This is a genomic window from Mesorhizobium qingshengii (genome assembly GCF_900103325.1).
GTDB lineage: Bacteria > Pseudomonadota > Alphaproteobacteria > Rhizobiales > Rhizobiaceae > Mesorhizobium > Mesorhizobium qingshengii.
The window spans coordinates 34,837-61,600 of record NZ_FMXM01000013.1 but is presented as its reverse complement, the minus strand read 5'-3'; the positions used below and the strand labels follow the sequence as shown (position 1 = coordinate 61,600).

General features: G+C 64.2%; 25 protein-coding genes. 22 read left to right on the top strand and 3 right to left on the bottom strand.

What is annotated here, in order from left to right; all coding sequences use genetic code 11:
• The first annotated feature begins 68 nt into the window (after positions 1-68).
• The 9 genes from BLS48_RS20470 to BLS48_RS20430 all read left to right on the top strand — a co-directional run bounded on the left by BLS48_RS20470 (position 69) and on the right by BLS48_RS20430 (position 8,504).
• Positions 69-794, top strand: a complete 726-nt coding sequence (locus BLS48_RS20470; RefSeq protein WP_091581262.1) for a GntR family transcriptional regulator — start codon at positions 69-71, stop codon at positions 792-794.
• Between the two features lie 3 nt (positions 795-797).
• Entirely contained in the window at positions 798-1,832 is a 1,035-nt protein-coding gene (locus BLS48_RS20465) for an ADP-ribosylglycohydrolase family protein (protein WP_091581259.1), read from the top strand.
• Positions 1,829-2,776 (top strand): PfkB family carbohydrate kinase, encoded by a 948-nt coding sequence (locus tag BLS48_RS20460; protein WP_091581257.1) that lies wholly within the window; start codon positions 1,829-1,831, stop codon positions 2,774-2,776. Before BLS48_RS20465 ends, BLS48_RS20460 begins: the two co-directional genes overlap by 4 nt.
• 75 nt (positions 2,777-2,851) lie before the next feature.
• Positions 2,852-3,913 carry an ABC transporter substrate-binding protein gene (locus BLS48_RS20455; protein WP_091581254.1) on the top strand — a complete coding sequence of 354 codons (1,062 nt, stop codon included), beginning with the start codon at positions 2,852-2,854 and terminating at the stop codon, positions 3,911-3,913.
• 67 nt (positions 3,914-3,980) lie between these two features.
• The gene (locus BLS48_RS20450) at positions 3,981-4,850 is read left to right on the top strand and encodes an ABC transporter permease (RefSeq protein WP_091581252.1); all 870 of its coding nucleotides are present in this window, start codon (positions 3,981-3,983) and stop codon (positions 4,848-4,850) included.
• Positions 4,850-5,638, top strand: coding sequence for an ABC transporter permease (locus tag BLS48_RS20445; RefSeq protein ID WP_091581249.1), 789 nt, complete (start codon positions 4,850-4,852; stop codon positions 5,636-5,638). Before BLS48_RS20450 ends, BLS48_RS20445 begins: the two co-directional genes overlap by 1 nt.
• On the top strand, positions 5,638-6,705 hold the full coding sequence (locus tag BLS48_RS20440) for an ABC transporter ATP-binding protein (RefSeq protein WP_091581246.1): 1,068 nt from the start codon (positions 5,638-5,640) through the stop codon (positions 6,703-6,705). Before BLS48_RS20445 ends, BLS48_RS20440 begins: the two co-directional genes overlap by 1 nt.
• Before the next feature lie 72 nt (positions 6,706-6,777).
• Positions 6,778-8,028, top strand: a complete 1,251-nt coding sequence (locus BLS48_RS20435) for an aconitase X (protein WP_091581244.1) — start codon at positions 6,778-6,780, stop codon at positions 8,026-8,028.
• Positions 8,025-8,504 (top strand): aconitase X swivel domain-containing protein, encoded by a 480-nt coding sequence (locus BLS48_RS20430; protein WP_091581241.1) that lies wholly within the window; start codon positions 8,025-8,027, stop codon positions 8,502-8,504. The genes BLS48_RS20435 and BLS48_RS20430 overlap by 4 nt, the downstream gene beginning before the upstream one ends.
• Here BLS48_RS20430 and BLS48_RS20425 read toward each other — a convergent pair.
• Positions 8,479-9,507: a LacI family DNA-binding transcriptional regulator gene (locus BLS48_RS20425; protein ID WP_091581238.1), complete on the bottom strand. Its 1,029-nt coding sequence runs from the start codon at positions 9,505-9,507 to the stop codon at positions 8,479-8,481. The genes BLS48_RS20430 and BLS48_RS20425 overlap by 26 nt on opposite strands.
• 335 nt (positions 9,508-9,842) lie before the next feature.
• Here BLS48_RS20425 and BLS48_RS20420 point away from each other — a divergent pair, with 335 nt between their 5' ends.
• From BLS48_RS20420 to BLS48_RS20370, 11 genes are all read left to right on the top strand, one after another.
• Positions 9,843-11,456, top strand: coding sequence for an ABC transporter substrate-binding protein (locus tag BLS48_RS20420; protein ID WP_091581236.1), 1,614 nt, complete (start codon positions 9,843-9,845; stop codon positions 11,454-11,456).
• Positions 11,457-11,538: 82 nt separating this feature from the next.
• Positions 11,539-12,399, top strand: a complete 861-nt coding sequence (locus BLS48_RS20415; RefSeq protein WP_091581233.1) for a carbohydrate ABC transporter permease — start codon at positions 11,539-11,541, stop codon at positions 12,397-12,399.
• Positions 12,396-13,355 carry a carbohydrate ABC transporter permease gene (locus BLS48_RS20410; RefSeq protein WP_091581230.1) on the top strand — a complete coding sequence of 320 codons (960 nt, stop codon included), beginning with the start codon at positions 12,396-12,398 and terminating at the stop codon, positions 13,353-13,355. The genes BLS48_RS20415 and BLS48_RS20410 overlap by 4 nt, the downstream gene beginning before the upstream one ends.
• A complete protein-coding gene (locus tag BLS48_RS20405; RefSeq protein ID WP_091581227.1) occupies positions 13,352-14,446 on the top strand; it encodes an ABC transporter ATP-binding protein in 1,095 nt (364 codons plus the stop codon). Before BLS48_RS20410 ends, BLS48_RS20405 begins: the two co-directional genes overlap by 4 nt.
• A gap of 200 nt (positions 14,447-14,646) precedes the next feature.
• Positions 14,647-15,723, top strand: a complete 1,077-nt coding sequence (locus tag BLS48_RS20400; RefSeq protein WP_091581225.1) for an ABC transporter ATP-binding protein — start codon at positions 14,647-14,649, stop codon at positions 15,721-15,723.
• 35 nt (positions 15,724-15,758) lie between these two features.
• Positions 15,759-16,847: a Gfo/Idh/MocA family protein gene (locus BLS48_RS20395; protein ID WP_091581222.1), complete on the top strand. Its 1,089-nt coding sequence runs from the start codon at positions 15,759-15,761 to the stop codon at positions 16,845-16,847.
• Positions 16,848-16,882: 35 nt separating this feature from the next.
• Positions 16,883-17,797, top strand: coding sequence for a sugar phosphate isomerase/epimerase family protein (locus BLS48_RS20390; RefSeq protein ID WP_091581220.1), 915 nt, complete (start codon positions 16,883-16,885; stop codon positions 17,795-17,797).
• Between the two features lie 58 nt (positions 17,798-17,855).
• Positions 17,856-19,037: an aldose 1-epimerase family protein gene (locus BLS48_RS20385; RefSeq protein WP_091581218.1), complete on the top strand. Its 1,182-nt coding sequence runs from the start codon at positions 17,856-17,858 to the stop codon at positions 19,035-19,037.
• A gap of 73 nt (positions 19,038-19,110) precedes the next feature.
• On the top strand, positions 19,111-20,193 hold the full coding sequence (locus BLS48_RS20380) for a fatty acid desaturase family protein (protein ID WP_091581215.1): 1,083 nt from the start codon (positions 19,111-19,113) through the stop codon (positions 20,191-20,193).
• Between the two features lie 39 nt (positions 20,194-20,232).
• Positions 20,233-20,547, top strand: coding sequence for a MocE family 2Fe-2S type ferredoxin (locus tag BLS48_RS20375; protein WP_091581213.1), 315 nt, complete (start codon positions 20,233-20,235; stop codon positions 20,545-20,547).
• Positions 20,548-20,581: 34 nt separating this feature from the next.
• Positions 20,582-21,385 carry a 3-methyl-2-oxobutanoate hydroxymethyltransferase gene (locus BLS48_RS20370; RefSeq protein WP_091581210.1) on the top strand — a complete coding sequence of 268 codons (804 nt, stop codon included), beginning with the start codon at positions 20,582-20,584 and terminating at the stop codon, positions 21,383-21,385.
• Between the two features lie 13 nt (positions 21,386-21,398).
• Here the strand turns inward: BLS48_RS20370 and BLS48_RS20365 are convergent, their stop codons facing one another.
• Positions 21,399-22,895 carry an HAL/PAL/TAL family ammonia-lyase gene (locus BLS48_RS20365; protein WP_091581207.1) on the bottom strand — a complete coding sequence of 499 codons (1,497 nt, stop codon included), beginning with the start codon at positions 22,893-22,895 and terminating at the stop codon, positions 21,399-21,401.
• Complete coding sequence (locus tag BLS48_RS20360; protein ID WP_091581205.1) at positions 22,892-23,893, bottom strand: ornithine cyclodeaminase family protein; 1,002 nt, start codon at positions 23,891-23,893, stop codon at positions 22,892-22,894. The genes BLS48_RS20365 and BLS48_RS20360 overlap by 4 nt, the downstream gene beginning before the upstream one ends.
• A 121-nt stretch (positions 23,894-24,014) precedes the next feature.
• Here BLS48_RS20360 and BLS48_RS20355 point away from each other — a divergent pair, with 121 nt between their 5' ends.
• Entirely contained in the window at positions 24,015-25,448 is a 1,434-nt protein-coding gene (locus BLS48_RS20355; protein WP_091581202.1) for a DHA2 family efflux MFS transporter permease subunit, read from the top strand.
• A 271-nt stretch (positions 25,449-25,719) separates the two neighbouring features.
• Entirely contained in the window at positions 25,720-26,706 is a 987-nt protein-coding gene (locus BLS48_RS20350) for an ABC transporter permease (protein ID WP_091581199.1), read from the top strand.
• Positions 26,707-26,764: the final 58 nt, after the last annotated feature.

Genomic DNA, 26,764 nt, shown 5'->3' with positions numbered 1-26,764 from the left:
CCCGTTGACACGAGATCCATGTCGCTATATTGAACAGGACTATACAGGTTCACTGAACAGGTACCCATATGAAACGGCGTGCGGTTCAACTGTCTCCCGGCACGGGCAAGCCCGAGCAGATCGCCACCGTTCTGGAGCATGAAATCCGCTCCGGTGTTCTCGGTTTCGGCGACCGCCTGCAAAGCGAGAACGAGCTCGTCCAGCGCTTTTCCGTCAGCCGCAACACCGTGCGCAAAGGCCTCGAGGAACTGTCGAGCCGTGGGCTGATCACCACCAAGGTCGGCATCGGCTCCTTCGTCACCTTCGACGGCAAGCCAGTCGATGACGCGGTCGGCTGGTCGCGGGCGCTGGCCAATGCGGGCGCCAATGCCGAGACGCGCACGCTGCGACTGGAGGTCATCGAGGACGCTGATCTGGCATCCCTGCTTGGCATCGAAAGCCCTTTCTTCATCGCCGTCGACCGGGTGCGCACCAATGCCAGCGATGGCCACGCGATCTCCATCGAGCGCAGCCGCCTGCCACTGTCACCCGAACTGGAAGACGTGCCGTTGCGCGGCCTGCGCGAAGGCTCGCTGCACCAGACGCTGCGCGGTGCCGGGCTCATTCCCGACCATGGCGAGGAATGGGTCGGCATCGAAATGCTCAACGCCGAGGACGCGGCCATCCTCGGCTGCCCGCAAGGCACGCCGTTCCTGCGCGGCCGCCGGCTGACGCGTGCCGCCGACGACCGGCCGATCGAATATGTCACCAGCCTGCTCAATCCCGCGCATTTCGCGCTGCATATGAGGTTCTGAGCGATGCCGGACAATCTCGCGCTTGATCGCGCCATGGGCGCGCTTGTCGGCGGAGCGCTGGGAGACGCGCTCGGCATGCCGACGCAGCTTTTGTCGCCAGCCCGGATTGCCGAACTCTACGGCCATGTCGAGGATTTCGTCGCACCCTTCGCCGATCATCCGGTGTCGAAGGGGCTACTGGCCGGCACCATCACCGACGACACCGAACAGGCGCTGCTGCTCGGCCGCATCCTTATCGAATCCGGCGACCGTTTCGACCACACGCGCTGGGTCAACGCGCTGCTCGACTGGGAGCGTGAGGTGAAGGCGCGCGGCAGCTACGATCTGCTGGGTCCTTCGACCAAGCGCGCCATCGACGCCATCAACAATGGCGTGCCGGCCGAGGAAGCGGGGCGCAGCGGCGACACCAATGGCGCGGCGATGCGCATCGCGCCGGTCGGCATCATGACGCTGCTGGAGCCGCTCGATGCATTCGTCGCCAAGGTGGCGGAGACCTGCCGGGCGACACACAACACCTCGATCGCGATTGCGTCGGCCGCCGCCGTCGCGGCCGCCGTCAGCCGCGGTGTTGCCGGCGGTGATTGGCGCGCCGCATCCGACAGCGCCGTCGCGGCGGCGAGGCGAGGGGCGACGCTCGGTCACTGGGTCACCGGTGGTGACATCGCCGCGCGTATCGTCTGGGCGCAGGATATCGTGCGCGGCAAGGCGACGAGGGATGCGATCCGGCTGATCACTGACCTGGTCGGCACCGGCGTCGCCAGCCAGGAATCCGTTCCGGCTGCCTTCGCCGTGCTGGAAGTCGCCGGCGGCGACCCATGGCAAGCGGCGGTCATCAGCGCCAATCTCGGCGGCGACACCGACACGATCGGCGCCATCGCGGCCGGCATGGCGGGCGCCTGCGCGGGCTTTTCCCGGCTGCCGCAGCAGCATATCGCGCGGCTAAAGGGCATCGACATGGCTGAGGTTCGCGCGCTCGCCGCCGACCTCGTGGCGGCAAGGGTGGCGAAGGCCGGGTCCGGCAAGGACGCGGCGGCATGAGCGGGCGTCTCGTCCATATCGGCAGCGCGGTGGTGGATTATGTCTACCGCATCGATGCCTTGCCGGCGCCCGGCATGGAAAAGACCGCATCGAGCTTCGCCCAGGTCGCCGGTGGCGGCTTCAACATGATGGTCGCGGCGGCCCGCACCGACATGAAAGTGGTGTTCGGCGGCCAGCTCGGCAGAGGGCCGAACGGAGATTTCCTGCGTGCCGCCTTCGCCGCCGAAGGCATCGAGACGCTGACGCCGCCATCGCCCGTCATGGACAGCGGTAATTGCGTCGCCATGATCTCGAGTGACGCCGAGCGCACCTTCGTCTCGTGGCCCGGCGCGGAAAGCATTCTCAGCCTCGCCATGATGGCGCCTGTATCGGTCGCGCCGGGAGACTGGGTGTTCACCTCCGGCTACACGCTGAGCTATCCCAAGAGCCGCGACGCGCTGACCGACTGGATCGAGGCGCTGCCGTCCGAAATCCCTTTCGTCTTTGACCCGACGCCGATCGTATCGGACATTCCACGCCCGATCCTGTCGCGGGTGCTCGCCCGAACGACATGGCTGAGCTGCAACACGGCGGAGGCGGCCGAGATCGCCGGTCCGGGCGATGTCGAGGCCGTCGCCGCACGGCTGCTGGCCGACCACTGTCCGAAGGCAGCGGGCGTCATCATCCGCGCCGGTGCGAAGGGCTGCCATGTGCGGCTGGCCGACGGCACCGCGCAAACCTTTGCCGGTTTCGAGGTTGAAGCCGTCGACACCAACGGCGCCGGCGACACCCATATCGGCGCCTTCGTCAGTGCGTTGGCGCGTGGCGTGCCGCCGTTCGAGGCGGCGCGCTACGCCAATGCGGCGGCGGCTATTTCGGTCACCCGCCACGGCGGGTCATCGGCGCCGACCGACCACGAGATCCAGACATTCCTGAGCCATGCCGACGGTCCGTCGACCGGCTGAGCAAGCCAGAACCAGAAGGCCCATCAGACAGCCTGACAAGCCCGGGAAGCGGGCAAACCAAAGAGAGGAACGAACATGCGCATGCCTGATTTGACTGCCCTGTTGACGGCGACCGCCGTCTTCACCTCAGCACTCGCCTTCGCAGCCAAGGCCGACGAAGTGCATGTGCTCAACTGGAAGGGCTACGGTGCCGACGAACCATGGGCCATCGCCGCCTTCGAGAAGGCGACGGGTCACAAGGTCGTCAACGACTTCTTCAATTCCGAACAGGAAATGCTGACCAAGATCCGGACCAATCCCGGCCTCTATGACGTCGTCATGATCAACGCGGCCTTCAACGACCAGGCGATGGCCGAGAAATTGATCCAGCCGATCGATACCTCCAAGCTGCCGAACTACGCCGACATCAGCAAGGACAAGGCGGGATCGCCGATGCTCGACCATGACGGCAAGGTCTATGGCGTGCCGTGGGTCTGGGGCCTGACCGCACTTGCCATCAACGAAAAGTCCTTCGACAAGCCGCCGACCAGCATCGCCGAAATGTGGGATCCAGCCCACAAGGGCCGCGTGGTCATCCGCGACGACGCCGTCGAGGCGGTCCAGTTCGGTGCTATCGCCACCGGCCAGAACATCAACGACATCAAGGATATGGACGCGGTCAAGACGAAGCTCACCTCGCTGATGCCGCAGATCAAGACCTTCTGGAGCTCGGAGAACGACTGGAACCAGATGGTCGCCTCCAACCAGATCGACATCGGCACCTACTGGAGCGGCTCCGCCGACCGCGCCAAGACCCACTTCAAGCTGCCGGTCTCGCTGGTCATCCCACAGGAAGGCGCCGTCGCCTGGCTCGACGCTTTTTCCATTCCGGCAGGCTCCAAGAATGTCGCCGGCGCCGAGGCTTTCATCAACTACATGATCGACCCGAAATTCTATGTCGAATGGGTCACCAAGGTCGGTGCTCCGGTGTCGGCCAACACCAAGGCGGTGGAAGCACTGCCCGAGGATGCCTTCAACCGCAAGGTGATGGGTGATCCAGAGGTGGCCAAGCGCATCCAGTTCCAGGCGCCGATAACCGACGCGCAGCGCGAGGCCTATCTGGCGCTGTGGCAGCAGCTCAAGGTCGACGTGAAGTAAAGCCGACGTCCGGGCCAGCCGGCGGTTCGCGCCGGCTGGTTCTTCCAGTCCTGGGGAGGAGGGTATCATGGCAGCGCAGGGTGCGATCGCGTCGCGCGGCGGGCTGAGATCGGCACTGCCGCTGCTTGCGCCAGCCTATCTCTGGCTGACGGTGGCAATCTTCCTGCCATTGTCGGCCATGGTGTTCTTCTCCTTCATGACCGAGCTGCCGCTGTCGGGAAAGCCGTGGGCCTTCACGCTCGGCAACTACGCCGCCTTCTTCTCGCAGGGCCTCTATCTGACGCTGCTCTTGGCCTCGCTGCGGCTTGGCCTCGAAGTGACTTTGTGGTGCATCCTCATCGGCTATCCCGCCGCTTACGTGCTCGCCAAGGTCCTGAAGGGCCGTAGCCGCGAGGCGATCTTCCTGCTCGTCATCCTGCCGTTCTGGTCGAACGGGCTGGTGCGCATCTTCTCCTGGGCGATGGTGCTACGCGAAGGCGGTATTCTCGACACGGCGCTTAACGCGGTGCTGCCGTTCAAGATCAACATCGACCTCATGTATTCCTATCCGGCCGTCATCATCGGGCTGGTGCACTCCTACGTGCCCTATATGGTGCTGACCTGTTATCTCACTCTGCAGGCGATCGACGACTCGCTGATCGAGGCAGGGCGCTCGCTCGGCGCCTCGCGGCTGCAGGTGCTGAAGCGGGTGATCATCCCGCTGTCGATGCCGGGGCTGGTGGCGGGCGCGGCGCTCATCTTCGTGCCGGTCGTCGGCTCGTTCATGGAACCGCGCATCCTTGGCGGGCGCACCGGCACCTTCTACGGCACGGTCATCGAGGACCAGTTTGTCGCGGTGTTCAACTGGCCGCTCGGTGCTGCCCTTTCCTTCATCCTGCTGGCCGTCGTGCTGGTCATCCTGGCGCTGGCGGCGCCGGTGCTGCGGAGGGCTGCCTGATGATGACGACACGCATCCTGGAATGGCTTGGCCGCCTCTACATCTGGCTGTTGCTTGCCTTCCTCTATCTGCCGATCATCATCATGGCGCTGATGTCGTTCAACGTCTCGCCTTTCTACCAGCTGCCGTTCGAATGGACGACGGAGTGGTACGCCTCGCTGTGGCAGAACGACCAGCTGATCTTGGCGACCTGGAACAGCATCGAGATCGCCGTCATCACCACCATCATCTGCGTGGTGTTGGGATCTGCGGCGTCGCTGGCGCTCTACCGCCATGAATTCCGTGGCAAGAAATTCCTGCAGGCGCTGCTGTTTCCGCCGATCGCCATTCCGTGGCTGATCACCGGCACGGCGATGCTGATCTTCTTCTTCGGCGTCGGCATCGGGCGCGGGCTGTTTGCCATCCTGCTCGGCCATGTCGCGCTGGCGCTGCCCTATGTCATCGTCGTCGTTTCGGCCCGGCTGCAGACCTTCGCGCCGGAGCTTGAAGAGGCGGCGCGCTCGCTCGGCGCCAACCAGTGGCAGGTGACGAACCGCGTCACGCTGCCGTGGATCATGCCCGGCGTCATCGCCGGCGGGCTGTTTGCGTTTGCCGTGTCGTTCGACCAGTTCGTCGTCTCCTATTTCCTGGCGACGCCGGGCCAGACGACGCTGCCGGTCGAAATCTACGCCGCGATCCGCAAGGGCTTCACGCCCGAGATCAATGCGGTCTCGACGATCATCATCGTCGTGTCGATGGCGCTGATGCTGCTCACGGCGCGCTTCTTCAAATTCGGCGGAGAGAAATAATGGCCGGCGTGCAGGTATCGAATGTCTCCCGCAGCTTTGGCGCGCACAAGGCGCTGGACGACGTCTCCATCGATTTCGCCGATGGCGGCTTCTATGCGCTGCTCGGGCCGTCGGGCAGCGGCAAGACCACGCTGCTGCGCCAGATCGCCGGTTTCGATTTTCCCGACTCCGGTCGTATTTCCATCGGCGGCGAGAGTGTCGAGCGGGTGCCGGTCGAAAAGCGGCGCATCGGCATGGTGTTCCAGAATTATGCACTGTTTCCCAATATGAGCGTCGCCGATAATGTCGCCTTCGGTCTGTCGGTGCGCGGCGAGGCCAAGGCGGTGATTGCGACGGAGGTGCAGCGCGCGCTCGACCTCGTGCAATTGGGCAAGCTCGGCGGCCGGCGTCCGCACCAACTCTCCGGCGGCCAGCGCCAGCGTGTTGCCTTGGCCCGCGCCATCGTCACCAAGCCCCGCGTGCTGTTGCTCGACGAGCCGCTCGGCGCGCTCGACAAGGCGCTGCGCGTCGACATGCAGATCGAATTGAAACGCATCCAGCGCGAGATCGGCATCACCACCATCTTCGTCACCCACGACCAGGAAGAGGCGCTGACGATGAGCGACCGCATCGGCATCCTGCGCGATGGTAGGTTGGTGCAGGAAGGGCCGCCGGAGGAGATCTACGACCGGCCAAAGAGCGAATTCGCCGCCACCTTCCTTGGCGACGCCAACATCTTTCGCGGCGACACGACGGGCAACGGCATTCGCCTGCCGGACGGCACCGCGATTGCCGCTGGAGCGGGTGCCAAGCTTGCCGCCGGCGCCAAAGCGAGCTGTGCCGTGCGCCCCGAACGCATCCGCATCGCCACCGATGCCGGGGCTCCGGATACGGCCAACGCCAACATGCTGAAGGGGCAAGTGTCGAAGCGCATCTTCGCCGGCAACAACAGCACCTATTTTGTCGAGCGTGCCGGCCAGACGCTGAAGGTGATCGTGCAGAATACCGGCGCTGACAGGCTGGCGGAGGGGCAGGACGTGGTGCTGCGCTGGTCGCCGGAGAGTACCGTGCTGATCGCGGCGGGCTGATGCTCACGCCGGCTCTTGCCAGACTGTTCGCAATCAGGGACAGCATAACCGGGCACAAGCCGGAGCATACCGATGATCTTGGAACTGAGTGCGCGCGACCGATCCATGCTCGACGGCGAGCAAGGCTCGTCGGCTGCCGCCGCGATGAAGATCCTGGTCGCGTTTTCCAATGCGGTTGGGGCAGGCAGCCTGCTCGATATTTCCGGCTCCCACATCGATGGTTGCCTCTACCATGGCAAGGCGGGGCTTGATTTCGTCGAACGGCTGGTCGAGGGCGGCGGTCGTGTCCAGGTGCCGACGACGCTCAATGTCGGCTCGTTCGACCTCATCCATCCCGGCATGGTGAAGATGCCGGCGGCGGAAGAGGCGCCGGCGCGGCGGCTGATGACGGCGCATATGGAGCTCGGCTGCCAGGCGACCTTCACCTGCGCGCCTTACCAGACGCGGTTTCGGCCAGCATTTGGCGAGCAGATCGCCTGGGGTGAATCCAACGCCATCGTCTTTGCCAATTCCGTGATCGGCGCGCGCACCAACCGCTATGGCGATTTCATCGATCTGTGCTGCGCCATGACCGGGCGGGCGCCGGCCTGGGGGCTGCATCTGAGCGAAAACCGGCGTGGGCGGATCCTGTTCGAGCTGGCCGTTCCCGACCCGGAACCGAGCGACAGCCTGTTCGTCGGCGTCGGGCTGATCATTGGGCAAGCCAGTGGCGACCGCATTCCGGTGATCTCAGGCCTGCCTCTGCCGCGCGACGAGGACCAGTTGAAGGCGCTGGGAGCGGCGGCGGCAACGACCGGCGCGGTGGCGCTGTTCCATGCGGTCGGCATCACGCCCGAGGCGAGAACGCTCGATGAAGCGTTTGATGGCCACGCTCCGGAGGAAACGATCCGCATCACCCGCGCCGACATCAACCATGCGCTGTCCAGGCTGTCGACCGTGCCGGATGGCGCGCCGTTGGCGGCCGTGTCGCTCGGCACGCCGCATTTCTCGCATGAGGAATGGATGCGCCTGTTGCCGATGCTGCGCGCGGTGGCGCCGGGCAGGGGCATCCCGATCTATATCAACACCGGGCGCGCGACGCTGACGCGGCTGCAGGAGGAGGGCGCACTGGTCGGCATGGAAGCATTCGGCCTCATCCCCGTCGCCGACACCTGCACCTATGTCACCTCGATCCTCGAGCGTCTCGACGGGGTGGTGATGACCAATTCAGGCAAATGGGCGCACTACGCACCAGGCAATATCGGCGTGTCCGTCGCCTTCGCCGAGATGAAGGATTGCATCCGCTCCGCGGCAGTCGGGCATGTCGTGCGGAGCGCCTCATGATGCAGCCGGTGCAAACAAAGTCCGTCGAACGGACCGGCACTTTCCAACTGGCCGGCGAAGCCGCAGGGCAGGCGCTGGTGTTTTCGCAGGCGCTCAGCTTCTGGGGCGGCATTGATGCGGAGACCGGCGACGTCATCGATCATTCGCATCCAGGCCTTGGCCAGAATGTCGCCGGCAGCATCCTGGTCATGCCGAGTGGGCGCGGTTCGTCGTCCTCATCCTCGGTTCTGGCCGAGGCGATCCGCAGGGGCACCGCGCCGGCAGGCATCCTGATGGAACGGCCGGACCCGATCCTGGCTGTGGGCGCCATCGTCGCCGAGTTCCTCTACGACATCCGCATGCCGCTGGTGGTGTGCGATATTGCCGGAATTGTTTCCGGCAACAGGATTGCCATCACTATTGAGGCGGATGGCCGGGCGATCGTCAGGGTTCAAACGGAAAACGTGCCGCTCAAATCTCCGGAATGTTCTCCTTGAAGATCACCTGCAGCCTTGGCTGGTGCAATTCATAGGGCAGCCCCCTGACCGCATGGGTCAAGGTGTTGAGTGCCTCGCGCGCCTCGACGCGCGGATTCTGGTCGATGACCGCGTCGAGCGTGCCGTCGAGCAGAAGGTCCTTGGTGCCTTCAGTCACCTCATGGCCGAGGAAAACCATGGACTGGGCGCGGCCGCGCTCCTTGAGCGCGCGGGCGATGCCGGTGTTGCCGGCGCCGACATTGTAGATCGCGGCAAGATCCGGGTGACGTTCCAGAAGGGCGGACGCCTCCGAATAGGCCTTCTCGCGGTCGTCGAGCATTTCGCGCATCTCGACGATCTGCAGATTGGGCGATTCCTCGGTCAGGATATGGCGGAACCCCATCTCGCGTTCTTCGTGGCCGCGATAGGAAAGCGAGCCGGCGAACAGCGCCACCTTGCCCGGACGCCCTGATCCCATGAAGCGGTTGAGCAGATAGCCGGCGAGGCGGCCGGCGGCGCGGTTGTCGATGCCGATATAGGCGACCCTCGGCACATGCAGGATGTCGGAGGCGATGGTCACCACCTTGATATCGTTGGCCGACAATGAGCGGATCGCCTCGCGCACCGTTGGATGATCGAGCGCGATGACGCCGACGCCTTGCGTCTGTCCGCGCAGGTCCTGCAGCAAACGGGCGAGCCGATCGGGATTGAAGCCCTCTATGGTGGCGATGTGCACATCGAGGTCGGGGCGCGCTAGGGCCTGCGCCTCGATCTGGCGGTGCAGCATCTTGATGAAGGAATTGGTTCCGGCGGGCAGCGCGAAATCGAGCCGGATGATGTCGCCTGGCAAGGGCCGTGGCGCTCCCCCGTTCGGGCCCTCGGCGATGTAGCCAAGCCGCTGCGCCATTTCGAGCACGATTTCACGCGTGCGCGCCCGCACGCCGGGGCGGTTGTTGAGCACACGGTCGACCGTGGCGGGCGAGACACCAGCTTCCCGGGCTATGTCAGTCAGGGTGGACCGCACCGTCTTTCATCTCCTGCATGTGTCAGGTCGTCTGGCGACGGCTTTCGTGCCATCCGCGATTCTGATGGGAAATGATGTATCCGGCCTTGGCCGATGTGCAAGCTGCCGGGCTAAATCAATTCGTCCGACAGGAATGAGCGGGGTTTGGAAGGGGAGTTTCCCATCAAATCGAGGCATCAGGAGTGGTGTGTGGACCCCGGTACGATGCATTTCCTCGCCTTCTTGCAATATTGTGAGGTGTTTTGATTATTTATGATGTTGACAGCCTTACCGTGCTGCCGTCAATATCCCTCATAGGGTCGTGGAGGAAACGTGGCCCTGAGGGAGGAGTTCCAATGTCCAATTTGATCCGCATGTCGCGGCGCCGCTTGTTGGCGTCCGGAGGAAAGGCGGCCGTCATCATGGCTGCCGCAGGCATTGCACCGAAATTCATTCGTCCCAGCCGCGCCTACGCGGCGGACGCGCTGGCGCCAGGCATGATCGGCGGCCCGACGGGCTTCGACGGAGCCGAGCGCTACCAGTATGGCGCCGACACACCGGAAGGCCGCGCCATCGAGGCCGCCAAGGCGTTGAAGGGCGCCGGCAAGGCACCAGCCAAGATCGTGCTCGGTCTCTCGGATGGTTCGATCGGCCAGCTGACGCAGCCTTTTCCGGCCGGCGCGCCGTCGATCAAGGATCTGTGGGAAAAGGAGACCGGCATTCCGATCGAAATCGTCGGCCTGCCGAACGGCCAGGAATTCACCAAGACGATGCAGGACATCTCCACCAAGGGTGGGGCCTACGACATCTACTCGACCGAATGGAACCGCCTCGGCGACCTCGCCGAGACCGGCGGCATCGCCAAGCTCGACGACTTTGTCGCGCAATACAAGCCGGAGTGGGACGATCCCAAGACCGGCTATGTCGACGGCGCCAAGGGCGTGTCGCTGCTCAACAAGTATCGCGGCTCGAACTATGGCGTGTCGCTGGATGGCGACTTCCAGACCTGGGTCTACCGCACCGACCTGTTCGGCGACGAAGCCGAGAAGAAGGGCTTCAAGGACAAGCACGGCTACGACCTGGCGCCGCCGAAAACCTGGAAGCAGCACGGCGACATCGCCGCCTTCTTCCAGCGCCCGGACAAGGGCCTGTTCGGCTCCACCGACCTGCGCAACCAGGGCTGGGGCTACACCAACTGGTATCAGCGCTACGTTTCCATGGCTTCGCCCAACCAGTTCCTGTTCGGCGACGACGGCAAGCCGCTGATCAATTCCGAGCACGGCATCGCCGCGACCGACGAATATGTCGCGTCGCTCGCGCACCATTCGCCGGACGCGATCTCGTGGGGCTGGCCGGAGCAGTATGGCAATTTCGCCAAGGGCGGGGCGGCGATGACCTGCGCCTTCTCCAACCTGCCGAAGTTCCTCGACAATGCCGGCAACAAGGATTCAGCCGTCACCGGCAAGATCGGCTCGATGCTGCCGCCCGGCCGCGAGATCGACGGCAAGCTGATCAGCCGTTCCGTGCTGTGGTTCTCGCTGACCGGCATGGTCTCGTCGCAGTCGAAAAACCAGGAGGTCGCCTATCTCCTGCTGCAATGGCTGGGCTCCGCCCGCATCTACGCCTGGATGAGCGCCAACCCCGGCGGTTATCTGGATCCATTCCGGCTCTCGGATTTCTCCGACCCGCTGGTGCGCCAGACCTACCATGCCTACCACATGGACATTGTGCGCGAGACGGTCGCCCGCACGGTGCCGACCATCAACTATCCGGGCGCCACCGCCTTCCACAATGCGCTCGACGAAAACCTCATGGCCTCGCTGACCAAGGCCAAGACATCAGCGCAGGCCATGGCCGACACCGAGACCGAGTGGAAGAAGATCGCCCGGCGCATTGGCGAGGACAAGCTGCTCGAAGCCATCAAGACCAACAAGGAGGCCTGGCCGACCGTTCTCGATCCGATCAGCTGATCCGTCTCCCTGGATCAGAGCCGGAGGGGAGGAGCACCTGCTCTTCCCCTCCGCAACCGACGCCACCAGCAAAAGCAGCCAGATGAAGCGTTCCGTCCCCTTCGAGATATTCCGCTACGCCGCGATCCTCGCGGCGATGGCGGTGACGCTGGTGCCGATCCTGTGGATGGTGTCGATGGCCTTCAAGCCGATCGCGGAATGGTCGGCGACGGGTGCCGACCTGACATGGTGGCCGAAGAACCCGACGCTCAGCAATTTCCGCTTCGTCTTCGGTGAGTCCACCAACAGCCTGATCGTCGCGCTCGACCGTACCGCGCTGAAGCCGATCCTCTCATCGCTGCTGTCGGCGGTATTCGGCACGGTGATCGCGATGTCGGCGGGAACGGCCGCGGCTTACGGGCTGTCGCGCTTCGGCTCCGGCCAGAACCTGCCGCTGGCGCTGATCCAGCTCAGGCTGTTTCCGCCGATGGCGGTCATGATCCCGGTGATGATCATGTGGTCGTTCCTCAATTTCACCGACAGTTGGTGGGGGCTGTCGCTCATCTACGGTATCGTCACCCTGCCTTTCGCCTTCTGGCTGATGAAGACCTTCTTCGACGACATGCCGCGCGAGATCGAGGAGGCGGCCCTGGTCGAGGGCTGTTCGCGGCTGCGCGTCTTCACCCGCATCACACTGCCGATGATGCGGGCGCCGCTGGCCAGCGCCGCGCTCTTCGTCTTCATCCTCAACTGGTCGGACTATCTGATCGCGCTGCTGTTGACGACGCGCGAATGGGTGACGATCCCCGTCTACATGGCCTCGCTGTCGTCCTCGATGACCGGACAGCTCTACGGCGCCAAGGCAGCGCTCGGCCTGATCGCCGCCGTGCCGCCTGTCATCATGGGCATCGCCATCCAGCGCCATCTGGTGCGCGGGCTGACCTTCGGGGCGCTCAAGCAATGAGCGTGGTGACCGCGACGACTTCGGAGGAGGCGATGGGAACCGTCCGGGCAAGACCTGCATCGCGCGACGAGGGGGCAAGGCTCGGCTTTCGCCTGACGCTGCCGGCGCAGGTCCTCGTCCTGTTCATCTCGGCCTTCCCGCTGTTGATGCAGCTCTACATCAGCGTCACCGACTGGTCGCCGCTGTCGGGCCTCGGCTGGTGGAACGCCTGGTCGCTGTGGAACAGTTTTGCCAACTACACCGACCTTGCCGCCGATGCGCGCTTCTGGAGCGCGCTGAAGCGCACGGCCATCGTCATGATCGTCTGCGTGCCGGCGGAATTCCTGCTTGGCCTGGCGCTGGCGACGCTGTTTGCAGACGATTTTCCGGGCAAGCGGATATTCTACTCGATCCTGCTGATGCCGATGATGGTGGTGCCGGCGGTGGCCGGATACATGTTCTTCATGCTGTTCCAGTCGGGCGGCCCGGTGAACGACATCCTGTCGTCGCTCACCGGTTCTCCCGTCACCATCGCCTGGCTGTCGGATCCGACGCTGGCGCTGATCGCCGTCATGGTCGCCGACATCTGGCAATGGACACCGCTGATGTTCCTCATCCTGCTTGCCGGCTTGGTCGGCGTGCCGGAGGACCAGATCAAGGCGGCGACGCTGCTCGGCGCCAATCCCTGGCAACGCTTCGTCACCATCGTGCTGCCGAAGATGAAGACAATCATCATCATCGCGCTGGCGATCAGGGTGATCGAGAACTTCAAGATCTTCGACACGCTTTACATCATGACCGGCGGCGGCCCCGGCGTCGCCACCGAGACCATCTCCGTCTACATCTACAAGGTCACCACGCAGGACCTGATCTGGGGCTATGTGGCGGCGATCGCGCTGGCCATACTGATCGTGCTGTCCATCGTCGCCGTGTTCGCGATGAAACGCATGGCGCGGGCAGGGCAGGTGCCGGCATGAGCGCGATCCACCTGCAGAACCTGGTCAAGAAATTCGGCGACTTCACCGCGCTGAAGACGATGGACCTGGCCATCGCCGACGGCGAGTTCATGGCGCTGCTCGGGCCTTCGGGCTGCGGCAAGTCGACGACGATGAACATGATCGCCGGCATGGAGGAGCCGACCGGCGGCAGGATCCTGTTTGGCGAACGAAACATGGCCGGCGTGCCGATGGGTCGGCGCGGCGTCGGCTTCGTCTTCCAGAACTATGCCATCTTCACCCATATGACGGTGCGCCAGAACCTCGCCTACGGACCGAGGATGCGCGGCGCGGCGAAAGCCGAGATCGACCGCCGCGTCGGCGCGATCGCCGAAATGCTTCAGCTGACGCCGCTGCTCGACCGCAAGGCCGACCGGCTGTCGGTCAACATCTTGCAGCGCGTGGCGATCGGCCGTTCGGCGATCATGGAGCCGGCGATCTTCCTGCTCGATGAACCGCTCTCCAATGTCGATGCCGCCTTCCGGGCTGTCATGCGCACCGAGCTGAAACAGTTGCAGCGCCAGTTCCGCCAGACCATGGTCTACGTCACCCACGACCAGCTCGAGGCGATGACCATGGCCGATCGCATCGCGGTCATGGACCATGGCGTACTGCAACAGGTCGGCACGCCGCTCGAGGTCTACAACGATCCGGCCAATGTCTTCGTCGCGCGCTTCATCGGCGCGCCCGGCATGAATCTTCTCAAGGGCAGGCCGGCGGAGAGCGACCGGGGGCTGGTCGTCGATCTCGGACCCCTGGGCGTCACGCCGCCGCTGCCGGGCGAACTCGCGGCCGCACTGCGTGGCGCGCGCGGCGACGTGCTTTACGGATTTCGGCCGGAACAGGCCTCGCTGGTGCAAGATGGGCAGGGCCTCGCGATGCAGGTCAGCTTCGTCGAACGGATCGGTGCACGCACCATCGTTCATCTCGGCCAGGGCGAGGCTGCTGTGAAGACGGTGTTCGACAATGACGTCGGACTGGCGATCGGCGACATCGCCGTCGTCGCGCCCGCCGCGCCGTCGGTGCGTATCTTCGATGCCGCTACCGGCTTGGCCATCAAGGCGGAGGTCTGAGATGTTTGCCCAGTTGTCTCCAGGCGGGCGCTGCCCCTCACCCTTACCCTCTCCCCGTGAAGAACGGGGAGAGGGGGGCGTCGGCGTTGCAGCCATCTCCCTTCTCCCCGTCAGTATACGGGGAGAAGGTCCCGGCAGGGGGATGAGGGGCAGCGCCCCGGCCGACAGTCCGTTCGCAACCAGCGGAGCGGGCTGAAACCATGGCTGACATCGTCTTTCGCAATGTGACCAAGCGCTACGGCGGCACGCTCGCCGTCGACGACGCCTCGTTCACGGTCAACGACAACGAGTTCTTCTGCTTCTTCGGGCCGCCGCTGTCGGGCAAGTCGACAATCCTGCGCCTGGTGCTCGGGCTGGAGACGCCGGATACCGGAGACATCCTGATCGGCGGCAAGCTGGTCAACACGGTGTCGCCGGCCGAGCGCAACGTCGCCATGGTGTTCCAGAACCTGGCGCTGTTCCCGCATATGAGCGCACTCGACAATGTGCGCTTCCCCCTGGTCGAACGCGGGGTCGCCGAGGCCGCGATCGGCAAGCGGGTCGCCGATGTCGCGGCGAAGCTGCATATAGGCCACATCCTGCACAAGCCGCCGGCGCAGCTTTCGGGCGGCGAGCGGCAGCGCGTGGCGATCGCGCGTGCGCTGGTGCGCGATCCCAATGCGTATCTGATGGACGATCCGATCTCGGCGCTCGACGCCAGGCTGCGCGAGGAGACGCGGGTCGAGTTGAAGCGCATCCAGCGCGAACTCGGCAAGACGCTGATCTATGTCACGCATGACCAGGAAGAGGCGATGTCGGTCGCCGACCGCATCGCCATCCTGGAGCATGGCAGGATCAGGCAGATCGGATCTCCGGCCGAGATCTACGACCGCCCGGCCAGCACCTATGTGGCGCGGCTGCTTGGCTCGCCGATGATGAACATATTGAAATCGGCGCGCAGCGAGGGCGGCGTCGAGGCCGCCGAAGGCACGATCCGCATTGCCGACAAGACGGCTCCCGCTGATGCCGTCGAGATCGGGCTCAGGCCGGAAGATATCAAGGTTCGACCTTGGATGGATGGAAGGAGGGCTGACGGGGTGTCAGGCCGCCCGGCGCGGGTGTTCGAGGTCGAGCCGCTCGGTGGCTACACCGTGGTGACCCTCGAAGCCGGGCAGGCACGGCTGAAGGCGCTGTTGCGCGGCCAGCCCGACATCAGGCCCGATGCAATGGTGGCGATATCCTGCGAGCCGGCCAGAGTGCATTATTTCGGACAGAGCGGGGGAGCGCTGGCACGATGATTGCGGCCGCGAGGAAAGAGTTTCGGGAGGATAAGATGGCAGGCAAAGGCTTCGAGCCGGACGTGACGGTCCGCACAAAGGAATACAGGATCGGCTGCGTCGGCGCCGGCATGATCATGGCCGAGTGCCATCTCGCTGCCTACAAGGAAGCGGGGTTCCCGGTGGTGGCGATTGCCTCGCGCACCAGGGCGAATGCACAGAAGGTGGCCACGCGCTGGGGCATCCCGATCGTGCACGACACGCCGGAACGGCTGATCGAGGACACCAATGTCGAGATCATCGACCTTGCCTTTCCGCCCGATCAGCAGCCGGCGCTGATCCGCCATGCGCTGAAGCAGAAGCACATCAAGGCTGTCCTGGCGCAGAAGCCATTGGCGCTGTCGGTCGAGGAAGCGGTCAAGCTACGTGACGAGGCGGCGAAGGCCGGCAAGATCCTCTCCGTCAATCAGAACATGCGCTACGACCAGTCGATGCGCGTGCTGAAGCAGATCATCGACAGCGGTGCGCTTGGCGACATTGTCTTCGCGCAGATCGACATGCACGCCATCCCGCACTGGCAGGCCTTCCTCGAGGATTACGACCGGCTGACGCTCGCCAATATGAGCGTGCACCATCTCGACGTGCTGCGTTTCCTGTTCGGCGACCCGGATGAAATCACGACGCTGACGCGCAAGGATCCGCGCACGAAATTCGACCATTCCGACGGCATCACCGTCTCGACGCTGCGCTTCCCGTCCGGCGTGCTCGCCGTGTCGCTGGAGGATGTGTGGTCCGGCCCGCGCCAGGACGGCTACAAGGACGACCAGCATATCAATTGGCGCGTCGACGGCACCAAGGGCGTCGCCAAGGGCACGATCGGCTGGCCGACAGGTTCCGCCTCGACGCTGACCTACGCCTCGACCGAGACCACCGACGGCAAATGGGTGACGCCCAGCTGGGACACGATGTGGTTCCCGCATGCCTTCATTGGCGTGATGGAGCAGCTCCAGCACGCGGTGAAGACCGGCACGCCGCCGGCGCTGTCGGTCGCCGACAACGTCAAGACCATGGCGCTCGTGGAGGCGGGTTACCGCTCGATCGAGGAGGGCCGCACGGTCAGGCTTTCTGAAATCTCGACAAACTGAATCAACTGAATCGCTTACAGGGAGGAATTCACACCATGATGCAGGCAGGTATTTTCACGGGCTATTTCCCGTACGGTCTCGAAGAGACGGCGAAGAAGATCCGCGGGCTCGGTTTCAACACGGTGCAGCTCGACCTGCACTTCAAGGATGTCGACCTGTCGGCCGGCCAGATCACCAAGGAAAAGGCGAAGAAGGTTCGCGACGTCTTCCGTGACAACAACCTGCCGGTCTGCTGCGTGTCGGGCTACACCAACATCATTCATCCCGACAAGGCCGAGCGCGACAAGCGCGTCGGCTATCTGAAGGAAATCATCCGTAACGCCCGCCATTTCGGCTCGCCTTACGTGATCTCGGAGACCGGCACCTACAACACCGAATCCGACTGGGTGCATCACCCCAAGAACAAGACCGAGGAAGGGTTCGAGGAATGCCGCAAGGTGATCGCCGACCTCGCCCAGACCGCCTATGACCACGGCGCGGTGTTCCTGCTCGAGACCTATGTCAACAACGTCGTCGGTTCGGTCGAGGAGACGGTGAAGATGTTCGCGCAGGTCGACCATCCTGGCCTCGGCCTGTTGATGGATCCGACCAACTATTTCGAGACGCACAACATCGACAAGATGGACCAGATCCTCAACCAGGTGTTCGACACGCTGACCGACAAGATCAAGATTGCACACGCCAAGGACGTCAAGCGCTCGGGCGGCGACAAGTCCGAGAAGCACGCCGATATCGGCGACGAGGACGCGCTGGAAAGCCACACTTTCCGCGGCGTTGGTGAAATCGAATTGCCGGCGCCTGGCCTCGGCTCGCTGAACTACGACCTTTATCTCAAGCGGCTCTCGGAGAAGCATCCGAACATCCCGGTCATCATCGAGCATCTCTCGGAAGACGACGTGCCGCGCGCCAAGAAGTTCCTCGACGGGAAGTTCCGCGCCAACGGCCTGTGATGGCCGGTTGCGGCGCCGGCTGAAGGGACGACAGTGCAGTGAATGAAGCGGCCGTCACATGGTAGAGCTCTACGGCAAGACGCTTTCGCGCCGGCAGGTCCGGGAACGCTCCGGCATGCTGTCGCAATTCGCCGGCGTGCGGCTGATGACACTCGGCGACGGGGTGGAGCGCGGCATCCGGATGCTGGAGTTCCGCACCGGTTCGGGCCTGCGCTTCACCGCGCTGGCCGACCGTGCGCTCGACATCGCCGATTGCGATTTCAAGGGCCAGGCGATCGGCTGGCATTCGCCGAGCGGCTTTCGTCATCCGGGCCTGCACGACTATGAAGGGGAAGGGGGGCTGGCCTGGGCGCGCTCCTTTTCCGGCCTGCTTGTCACCTGCGGCCTCGACCACATACTGGGCCGGGAAGAAGTGCCGGCCGACAGCTACAACTACCCTGGCAGGAAGACCGTGGTTCATTCCCTGCATGGCCGCGTTGGCACCATTCCCGCACGGCTGACGGGCTATGGCGAGACCTGGGACGGCGACCGCTGCGTGCTGTGGGCCGAAGGCATCGTTCAGCAGTCGGCCGTGTTCGGCGAAGACCTGCATCTCATCCGCCGTATCGAGGCCGATGTCGGCGGCAACGAGATCCGGCTCTTCGACCGTGTCGTCAATCACGGCTTCAGCCGCACGCCGCATATGTATTTCTACCACGTCAATGTCAGCCATCCCCTGCTTGACGAGGGTTCGCGCTATCTGGCGCCGATCCGGGACGTTGTCTGGGCCGGCCATGATGGCGAGTGTTACCGGGCGCAAAAGGTCGGTTACCGCACCGTGCCGGCGCCGCAGCTGGGTTTCAGCGAACAGGTCTGGCAGCATGAGATGACGGCCGATGGCAATGGCGAGGTGCCGGTCGCGCTGGTCAACGATCGCATCGGCCTTGGCTTCGAAGTGGTGACGCGCAAGGACCAACTGCCTTGCGCCTATCAATGGCAGAATTTCCAGGCGGGGCAGTATGCGTTGGGCATCGAACCTTCGACGCACCATGTGCTGGGCAATCTCGCCGCGCGCGAACGCGACGAGATGATCTGGCTGGAGCATGGCGAAGGCCGCTCCTATGATGCGGTGTTCCGCGTTCTCGACGGCGCGAGCGAAATCGCCGCCTGCGAGCGGCGGATCGCGGCGATCGCGACGCAGCCGCAAGAGGACTACCCTGCGCCGTCGGGCAATTTTCCGACCTTGAGGAGCAGGCCGTGATGTCGATGACGAGCCCATGCCGCGGCAAATGGCAGGTTGTGGATCAGCCTGCCCGATTTACTATCCGGAGGCCATGATGACGAAGCGCGACTACAGCCTGGTCGGTGAAAGCACGCGGATCGCGATCGAAACCGGGCTGGCCTCGGCGGAATGGTATCACACCGATGTCCCGCGCAAGGCGATGAAGGAGCTGATGCGGCGTTCCGACGGCCCGGCGATCCGCGACACGCTGATCTGGATCGTCGCCATATTGGCTTCCGCCGCCGGAATCGTCTGGTTCTGGGGCACGTGGTGGGTCGTGCCGTTCCTGTTCGTCTACGGCGTGCTCTACGGCTCCTCGAGCGACTCGCGCTGGCACGAATGCAGCCACGGCACCGCTTTCCGCACACGCTGGATGAACGACGTGGTCTACCAGATCGCCAGCTTCATGCTGATGCGCAATCCCGTGCAATGGCGCTGGAGCCATGCCCGCCACCACACCGATACGATCATCGTCGGCCGCGACGCCGAGATCGCCGTCATGCGTCCGCCAGACCTCCTGAAGGCGGCACTGGCCTTCACCGGCATCCTCGATTTCCGCTATTCACTGCCGATCTTGGTGCGCCAGGCGTTCGGCAGACTGTCGGACGACGAGAAGAGCTATATTCCCGAGATGGAGCAGGGCAAGGCGGTTGTCGCGGCCCGTTGGCACATCGCCATCTACATCGCGACGATTGCGCTGGCGCTCTACACGCGCTCGTGGCTGCCGCTGGTGCTGATTGGCCTGCCACGCCTTTACGGCACCTGGCACATGGTGACGACCGGCCTGCTGCAGCATATCGGGCTCGCCGACAATGTCGTCGACCACCGGCTTAACACGCGCACCGTCTACATGAACCCGATCAGCCGGTTCATCTACTGGAACATGAACTATCACGTAGAGCACCACATGTTCCCGATGGTGCCATATCACGCGCTGCCCAGGTTGCACGAACTGATCAAGCACGATCTGCCGCAGCCCAACCCGTCGATGTGGCATGCCTATCGAGAGGTCTGGCCGATCCTGCTCAGGCAGCTGAAATACGAGGATTATTACCTCAAGCGAGAATTGCCGCCGACGGCCAGGCCCTATCGCGGCGAATTCCACAAGGTCGATATGTCGGCGGCCGCCGAATAGTTTGACGGGCCGCACAGGCTGGACCACGAGGAGACGTAAATGGCCGACTGGGTAGAGGCGTGCGCCGTGGGCGACGTCGACGAAGAGGACGTCATCCGCTTTGACCACGGCGGACGAACCTTCGCCATCTATCGCAGCCCGGATGACGAGTTCTTCGCCACCGACGGATATTGCACGCATGAGAAGGCGCATCTGGCCGACGGGCTGGTGATGGACGACATCATCGAATGCCCCAAGCACAATGGCCGCTTCAACTACAAGACAGGTGCCGCCAAAGGCGCGCCGGTGTGCGTCAATCTCAAGACCTACCCAGTGAAGATCGAAGCTGGCAAGGTCATGGTCGATATCGGCTGACCGGCCGCAGCGCGTAACAGAGGGGACCCTTTCGATGAGCCGAAAAAGACCGACGGTGGCGGATTTGCGCGCCATGAAGGGCAAACGCCAGCTGACCATGCTGCGCGTGCTGACGATGGATGAGGCCGAGGCCGCCGAGCGGGCAGGGATCGACATCGTCTCGGTGCCGCCCGAACTGGTGCTCAACCCTGAGTACCGTGATGCCGCGCCCAGCCTGTTCACCATGCCAGGGGACAATTTCTTCGAGATCGGCACATCAGACGATTTCGTGCGCTGGGCCTTTCGGCTCTACAAGGCGAGCGCCGACGCGGTCTATTGCAGCGCCGGCTATGCCACGATCAAGCGGATGGCGGACGACGCCATCCCGGTTATCGGCCATGTCGGGCTGATCCCGTCGCGCGCCACCTGGACCGGTGGCTTCAAGGCGGTCGGCAAGACCGCCGACACCGCCATGCAGGTCTTCGATGCGGTAAAGCAACTGGAGGCCGCCGGCGCCATCGGCGCCGAGATCGAAGTGGTGCCGGTGGAGGTGGCGAAAGCGATCTCGGAGCGCACCTCGCTGATCATGCTGTCGATGGGAGCGGGCACCGGCTGCGACGCGCAATATCTGTTCGCCGACGACATCCTCGGCCAGAACCGCGGCCACATGCCACGCCATTCCAAGGTCTACCGCAATTTCGCGGCCGAATACGACCGCCTGCAAGCGGAACGCATCGCCGCTTTTTCCGAATATGTCGCCGAAGTCAACAGCGGCGCCTATCCCGAGGACAGGCACATTGTGCACATGGACCCGGCCGAGCTCAGCCTGTTCATCAAAAGGGTAGACGGGAAGAGCTGAACGACGCGGTCTTTTATCCGGTCGTTGGAGCGCCTCGCCATGTTCCATTGGCGAGCATGGTGCGGAGCACCTCGGCGTCGGCCCCCAGCGGCCGGTCGTCTTTCAGCATCGATACATGCGCGCGCACCGCCGCATAGATCGGGCCAGTGCCTGGTGCCAGTGTCAACCCTTCACGCAGGTCGACGGCCTGGGCGGCTGCCATCAATTCGAAGGCGATCAGCCGCTGCCACAGCGCGATCATCCCAGCGCATTTCGCAACGGCGAGGGGTGACTGGGTCGCGTGGTCCTCGACGCCTTCCGAGACGGGCAGAAAGTCGAGCATCACCGGATTGGCCTTGTGGCGGATGGCGGCGAGGACCGATGTCACCGTCTTCTGCAACGGCACGAAGCCGGCCGAGGTACCGCCGACCGGCGACAGATACTTCGGCAGGCCGTTGCGGCCCGACCCGGTGAGCTGGATGAAGCGGGCGGCACTTGCGGCGGCGCATTGAGCGACCGCCAGGCCGAGCGTCTCGAAGGCGAGCGACAGCGCGGCAGTGTGGAAATTGCCGGTCGACAGCACCAGCTCGTCGTCACCCAGCACCAGCGGGTTATCGGCGGCGGCATTGAGCTCGATCTCGACGGCCTGTCTCGCCTGACCGATCGCCTCGATCAACGCGCCATGGATCGACGGCATGCAGCGGATCGACAGCGGATCCTGCAAGGTGGTCGGTGCCGGCGCCTCGTCGCGGGCGAGAAGATCGTGCAGCACCTTGGCCGCTTCCTGCTGGCCGGCCGCCGGGCGCGCCATATGCAGCCGCGGATCGAGGATGGTGCGGTTGGCGCCGATGCCTTCCATCGTCAGCGCGCCGGCCTGCTGCTGCTGGGCCAGGGCGGACAGCGCATCCGTCACCGCAAGCGCGCCGCTGCCGGCGGACACCGAGGAAGCGTTGATCAGCGACAGCCCGTCCTTGGGCGCCAGGGTGACCGGGGCGAGGCGGGCCATCATCAGCGCCTTGGCGGCCGGCATGCGCCGGCCCTGATAGTCGGCTTCGCCTTCGCCGATCAGCAGGCGCGCAAGGGACGTCATCAGTACCAGGTCGCCGGCGCCGATCGAACCGAGCGACGGCATCACCGGATGGACGCCGGCATTGAGCGCGTCGACCAGGGCGACAAACACGGCAGGCGAAAGGCCGGAGCCGCCGACGGAAAGCATCGCTACCCGGGCAAACATGGTTGCCCGCGCGGCCTCGACCGGCAACGCTTCGCCGACCGCGCCGCTGCGTCCCTCCAGCAACTGGCGCTGGAAGGCGCTGGCGTCGCCCTCTACTGAGGTGCCGAGATTGGCGCCAAGCCCGGTGTTCAGGCCATAGATCTGCTGGCCGGACGCGGCGGCCTGGTCGAGCACTTTTCGCGCCTTCCCCAGTCTGCCGATGACATCGGGCGCGATCTCCACCTTGCGTGCCGCGCGCGCTACGGCGGCGACATCGCCAACGCCGACCCTGGCTCCGGTCAGGACGAGCGCGCTCATGCGAAGCGCAGCCTCTGGCCGATGCCTTGCGCCTGCGCCTTGGCCAGCATCGCCTTGCCGAGGGCGATGTCGGACAGCGACAGGCCGCGATGCCAGAACAGGATCGTCTCGCCGTCATTCTCTCGACCGACCTTGAGCCCGGCGGCGATCTGGCCGAGTTCGGCATGCAGCGTCTTCTCGCTCAGCCGCCCGGTCTCGACATGGGCACGCAGCGAGCCGAACTTGCCGCCCTTGCACTGGCCCCAGTCGTCGACAACCATCTTCTGCATGATGTCGGTCAGCGACAGTTCCACCGCGCTCATCGTGCCATAGGGCACGACCAGCGCGCCGGGCTTGATCCATTCGGTCTTCAACAAGGGTTGCGGCTCCGGCAGCCGCGAGGCCTCGACAACGATATCGGCGCCCTCGATGCAACTCTTCCAGTCGGCCACCGCGGTCACTGTCTTGCCGAGATCGGCCGACAGCTTGGCAGCAAAACTGTCGCGGCTTTCCGGGCGGCGCGAGTGGACCCGGATCTCGTCGAAGTCGAAGAGATGGTCGAGCAGCCGCACGTTCCAGTAGGCGGTGCCGCGCGCGCCGATATGGGCCAGTACCTTCGAATTCTTGCGCGCCAGATGTTTGGCGCCGATGGCGGTGACTGCGCCGGTGCGCATGTCGGTGATGACGGTGGCGTCGAGGATGGCGCGCGGCGTGCCGGTGCGCGGATCGAACAGATTGAGGATACCGAATTCCGAAGGCAGCCCATGCAGGTAGTTGTCGACATAGTCGCCGACGATCTTGACGCCAGCCGTGTCGAGCGGCGCGACGTAGCCGCGCAAGACATTGAAATGACCGTGAAAGGATGGATCCGGTTCGAGATGGACGCGCGGCTCGATCACCGTCTGGCCCTTGCCCTGCGCCCCCAGGCCAGCCTCGACGGCGGCAATGATTTCACCATCGGTCATGGCAAGCGCATCGATGTCGAGGGCATTGAGGTAGTCGATATAAATGGGCTTCATTTTACGCGCAAACTTTCCTCGGTCGCTCCGCTCATCCCATAGCAGGCCGCGGCGTGACACGAAAGTTTGTTGCGCCATCTCTGGACGCGGCCGGCCGAATGCTGTTCAAACCGGTTCCGTCATGACTGCCATTCCCGAGACCGAAGCCTTGCCCGAAACGGGCACGAATGCGCGGCGCGTGGCGCTGATCGTCGCCATCGCCTTCTTCATGCAGTTGCTGGATTCGACGATCATCTCGACCTCGCTGCCGCAGATGGGCGCCTCCTTCGGTGTGCCGGCGGTGGCGATGAGCATCGGCATCACCGTCTACATGCTGACCATGGCGGTGTTCGTGCCGCTATCGGGCTGGCTCGCCGACCGGTTCGGCGCGCGCAACATCTTCCTTGTGGCGATCGCGCTGTTCACGCTGGCCTCGCTCGCCTGCGGCTTCTCGCGGAACCTGACCGAGTTCGTCGCTGCCCGCGCCGTGCAAGGCCTGGGCAGCGCATTGATGACGCCGGTCGGCCGTATTCTGGTACTGCGCAACGCCTCGAAGTCGGAACTGCTCAACGCCACGGCGCTGATCACATGGCCGGCGTTGTTCGCACCCGTGGTCGGACCGGTGCTCGGCGGCTTCATCACCACCGCGCTGTCCTGGCACTGGAATTTCTTCATCAACATCCCGCTGGGGGCGGTTGGGCTGGCGCTGGTCGCCCGCTTCATTCCGGGTGACCGCGAAGCCGACCCCAAGCCACTCGACTGGCCCGGCTTCGTGCTGACTTCGGCGGGGCTCGCCTCGATGCTCTACGGTCTCGAACGCATCGCGCATCCGGAGGATGGCGTCCTGCCGACGGTGCTGCTGATCGCCGCCGGCGTCGTCATCGGCTGGCTGGCGGTACGCCACCTCTTGCGCGCCCGGCATCCGCTGCTCGACCTGTCGTCGTTCAAGGTGCTGACCTTCGCCATCTCGACGCTGTCGGCAGGCACCATCTTCCGGGTGGCGATCAACGCCACGCCGTTCCTGTTGCCGCTGCTGTTCCAGGTCGGCTTCGGTCTCAGCCCGATCGACGCCGGCATGATGATCCTTGCCTATTTCCTCGGCAATCTCGGCATGAAAACAGTGACGACGCCGACGTTGCGGCGCTTCGGCTTTCGGTCGGTGCTGGTCATCAACGGCTTGATCGCCTCCGCATCGATCATGGCTTGCGCAGCGATCTCGCCGCAGACGCCGCAAGCGATGGTGATCGTGTTGATGCTGCTCGCCGGCCTGTCGCGCTCGATGCAGTTCACCGCGCTCAACACACTGGCCTTCGCCGATGTCGCGGCATCCCAGCGCAGTTCTGCGGCGACCTTGTCCAGCATGCTGCAGCAGATGGCGATGCTGTTCGGCGTCGCGGTGGCGGCGGCAATCCTCAACCTGTCGCAGATCGCCAGGGACCGGACGGCGCTCGACCTCCTCGATTTTCGAATCGCGTTCCTGGTGATCGGTTCCATCGGGCTGGTGGCGTCGTTCCGTTTTCTCGCTTTGCCGCAGGCTGCGGGCGCCGAGGTTTCCGGCCACGCACCGGGGAATTGAAATCGATTTTTTTCGCCTGATGCGGAGATAAATTCCGCCTTGTCCTTTCGCCTTGATGCGAAGCTTTCGCAAGCCGTCGCAACGACGCAATCAATTGCCAAAAACGCAGGAGTTTCCGGGCATTGCGCCAGTTTTGGCTATCGATGCGTCCACTCGATGAATATCGCCTTGGACGAGGCTTGCGGGCGCGGATTCATTTGACGAACCGGCGCTGAGCCGATTAGCTTTTGTTCTTCGGGATGGCAGCGCTGCCATCGGGGCGAAAGCAGACATGAACACGCTAGGCTGGCCGAATCTCAGGAGCCTGAATCAGGAAGGCATCGTCTTTGCCATCGCGGTGGTGCTGTTCGTTGCCGCGGCAATAGGCCTGCCGGGCTTCATCGATCCCAACAATCTCGTCGCCATTGTCCGCTCGGTGTCGGTGCTGGGCATTCTGGCGCTTGGCATGGCGGTCGTCATCATCGGCCGCGGCATCGACCTTTCCGCCGTTGCGATCATGGCGATGTCGGTCGCCTGGTATCTGCAGCTGCTCAACACCGGGACCTCGGATGGGCTGGCCTTTGCCTATGTGCTGGCCGGCGTGTTGGCCATCGGCCTGCTCAACGGCTTTCTCGTCGCCTATGCCGACGTGCCGGCGATCTTCGTGACGCTGGCCACCGGCTCCTTCGTCTTCGGCTATGTGCGCTCGCAACTGATCACCCAGGATGCAGTGCCGGTGCCTCAGGGGCACTGGGTCGAGTTGCTCGGCGGCCTGCGCTTCCTCGACATTCCCATCGAGGTCTTCGTCTTTGCAGGCCTGGCCTTCCTGTTCTTCCTGTTCCTGCGCTACACCAAATGGGGCCGCTACATCTATTTCGCCGGCGACAATCCGACCGCTGCGCGCAATATCGGCATTCCGGTGCGGCCGATGCTGGTGCTGCGCTATGTGCTCTCAGCCTTCGTCGCGCTGATTGCCGGCCTGCTGACGGCGGCCAGCCTGCATTCGATCAACACCCGCGTCGTCAATTCGACGCTGCTCTACGACATCGTGCTGGTGGCGGTGATCGGTGGCATCGGCCTGTCCGGTGGGCGGGGCGGGGTGCGCAACGTGCTGGTGGGGGCGGCGCTGATCGGCATCCTGCTCAACGCCATGACCATCATCGACATTCCGCTGCTTTACCAGAACCTGATCAAGGCGGCGATCCTGCTGGGGGCGATCATCGTCGACGGCATCATCAATCCACGTGACGAGCAGACCGCCCAGCAGGGCGATATCTAGACCAGACGCGGACGGTAGGGGCCGGCCGTGAACAACAACAGCAAAACAGAGGATGTGA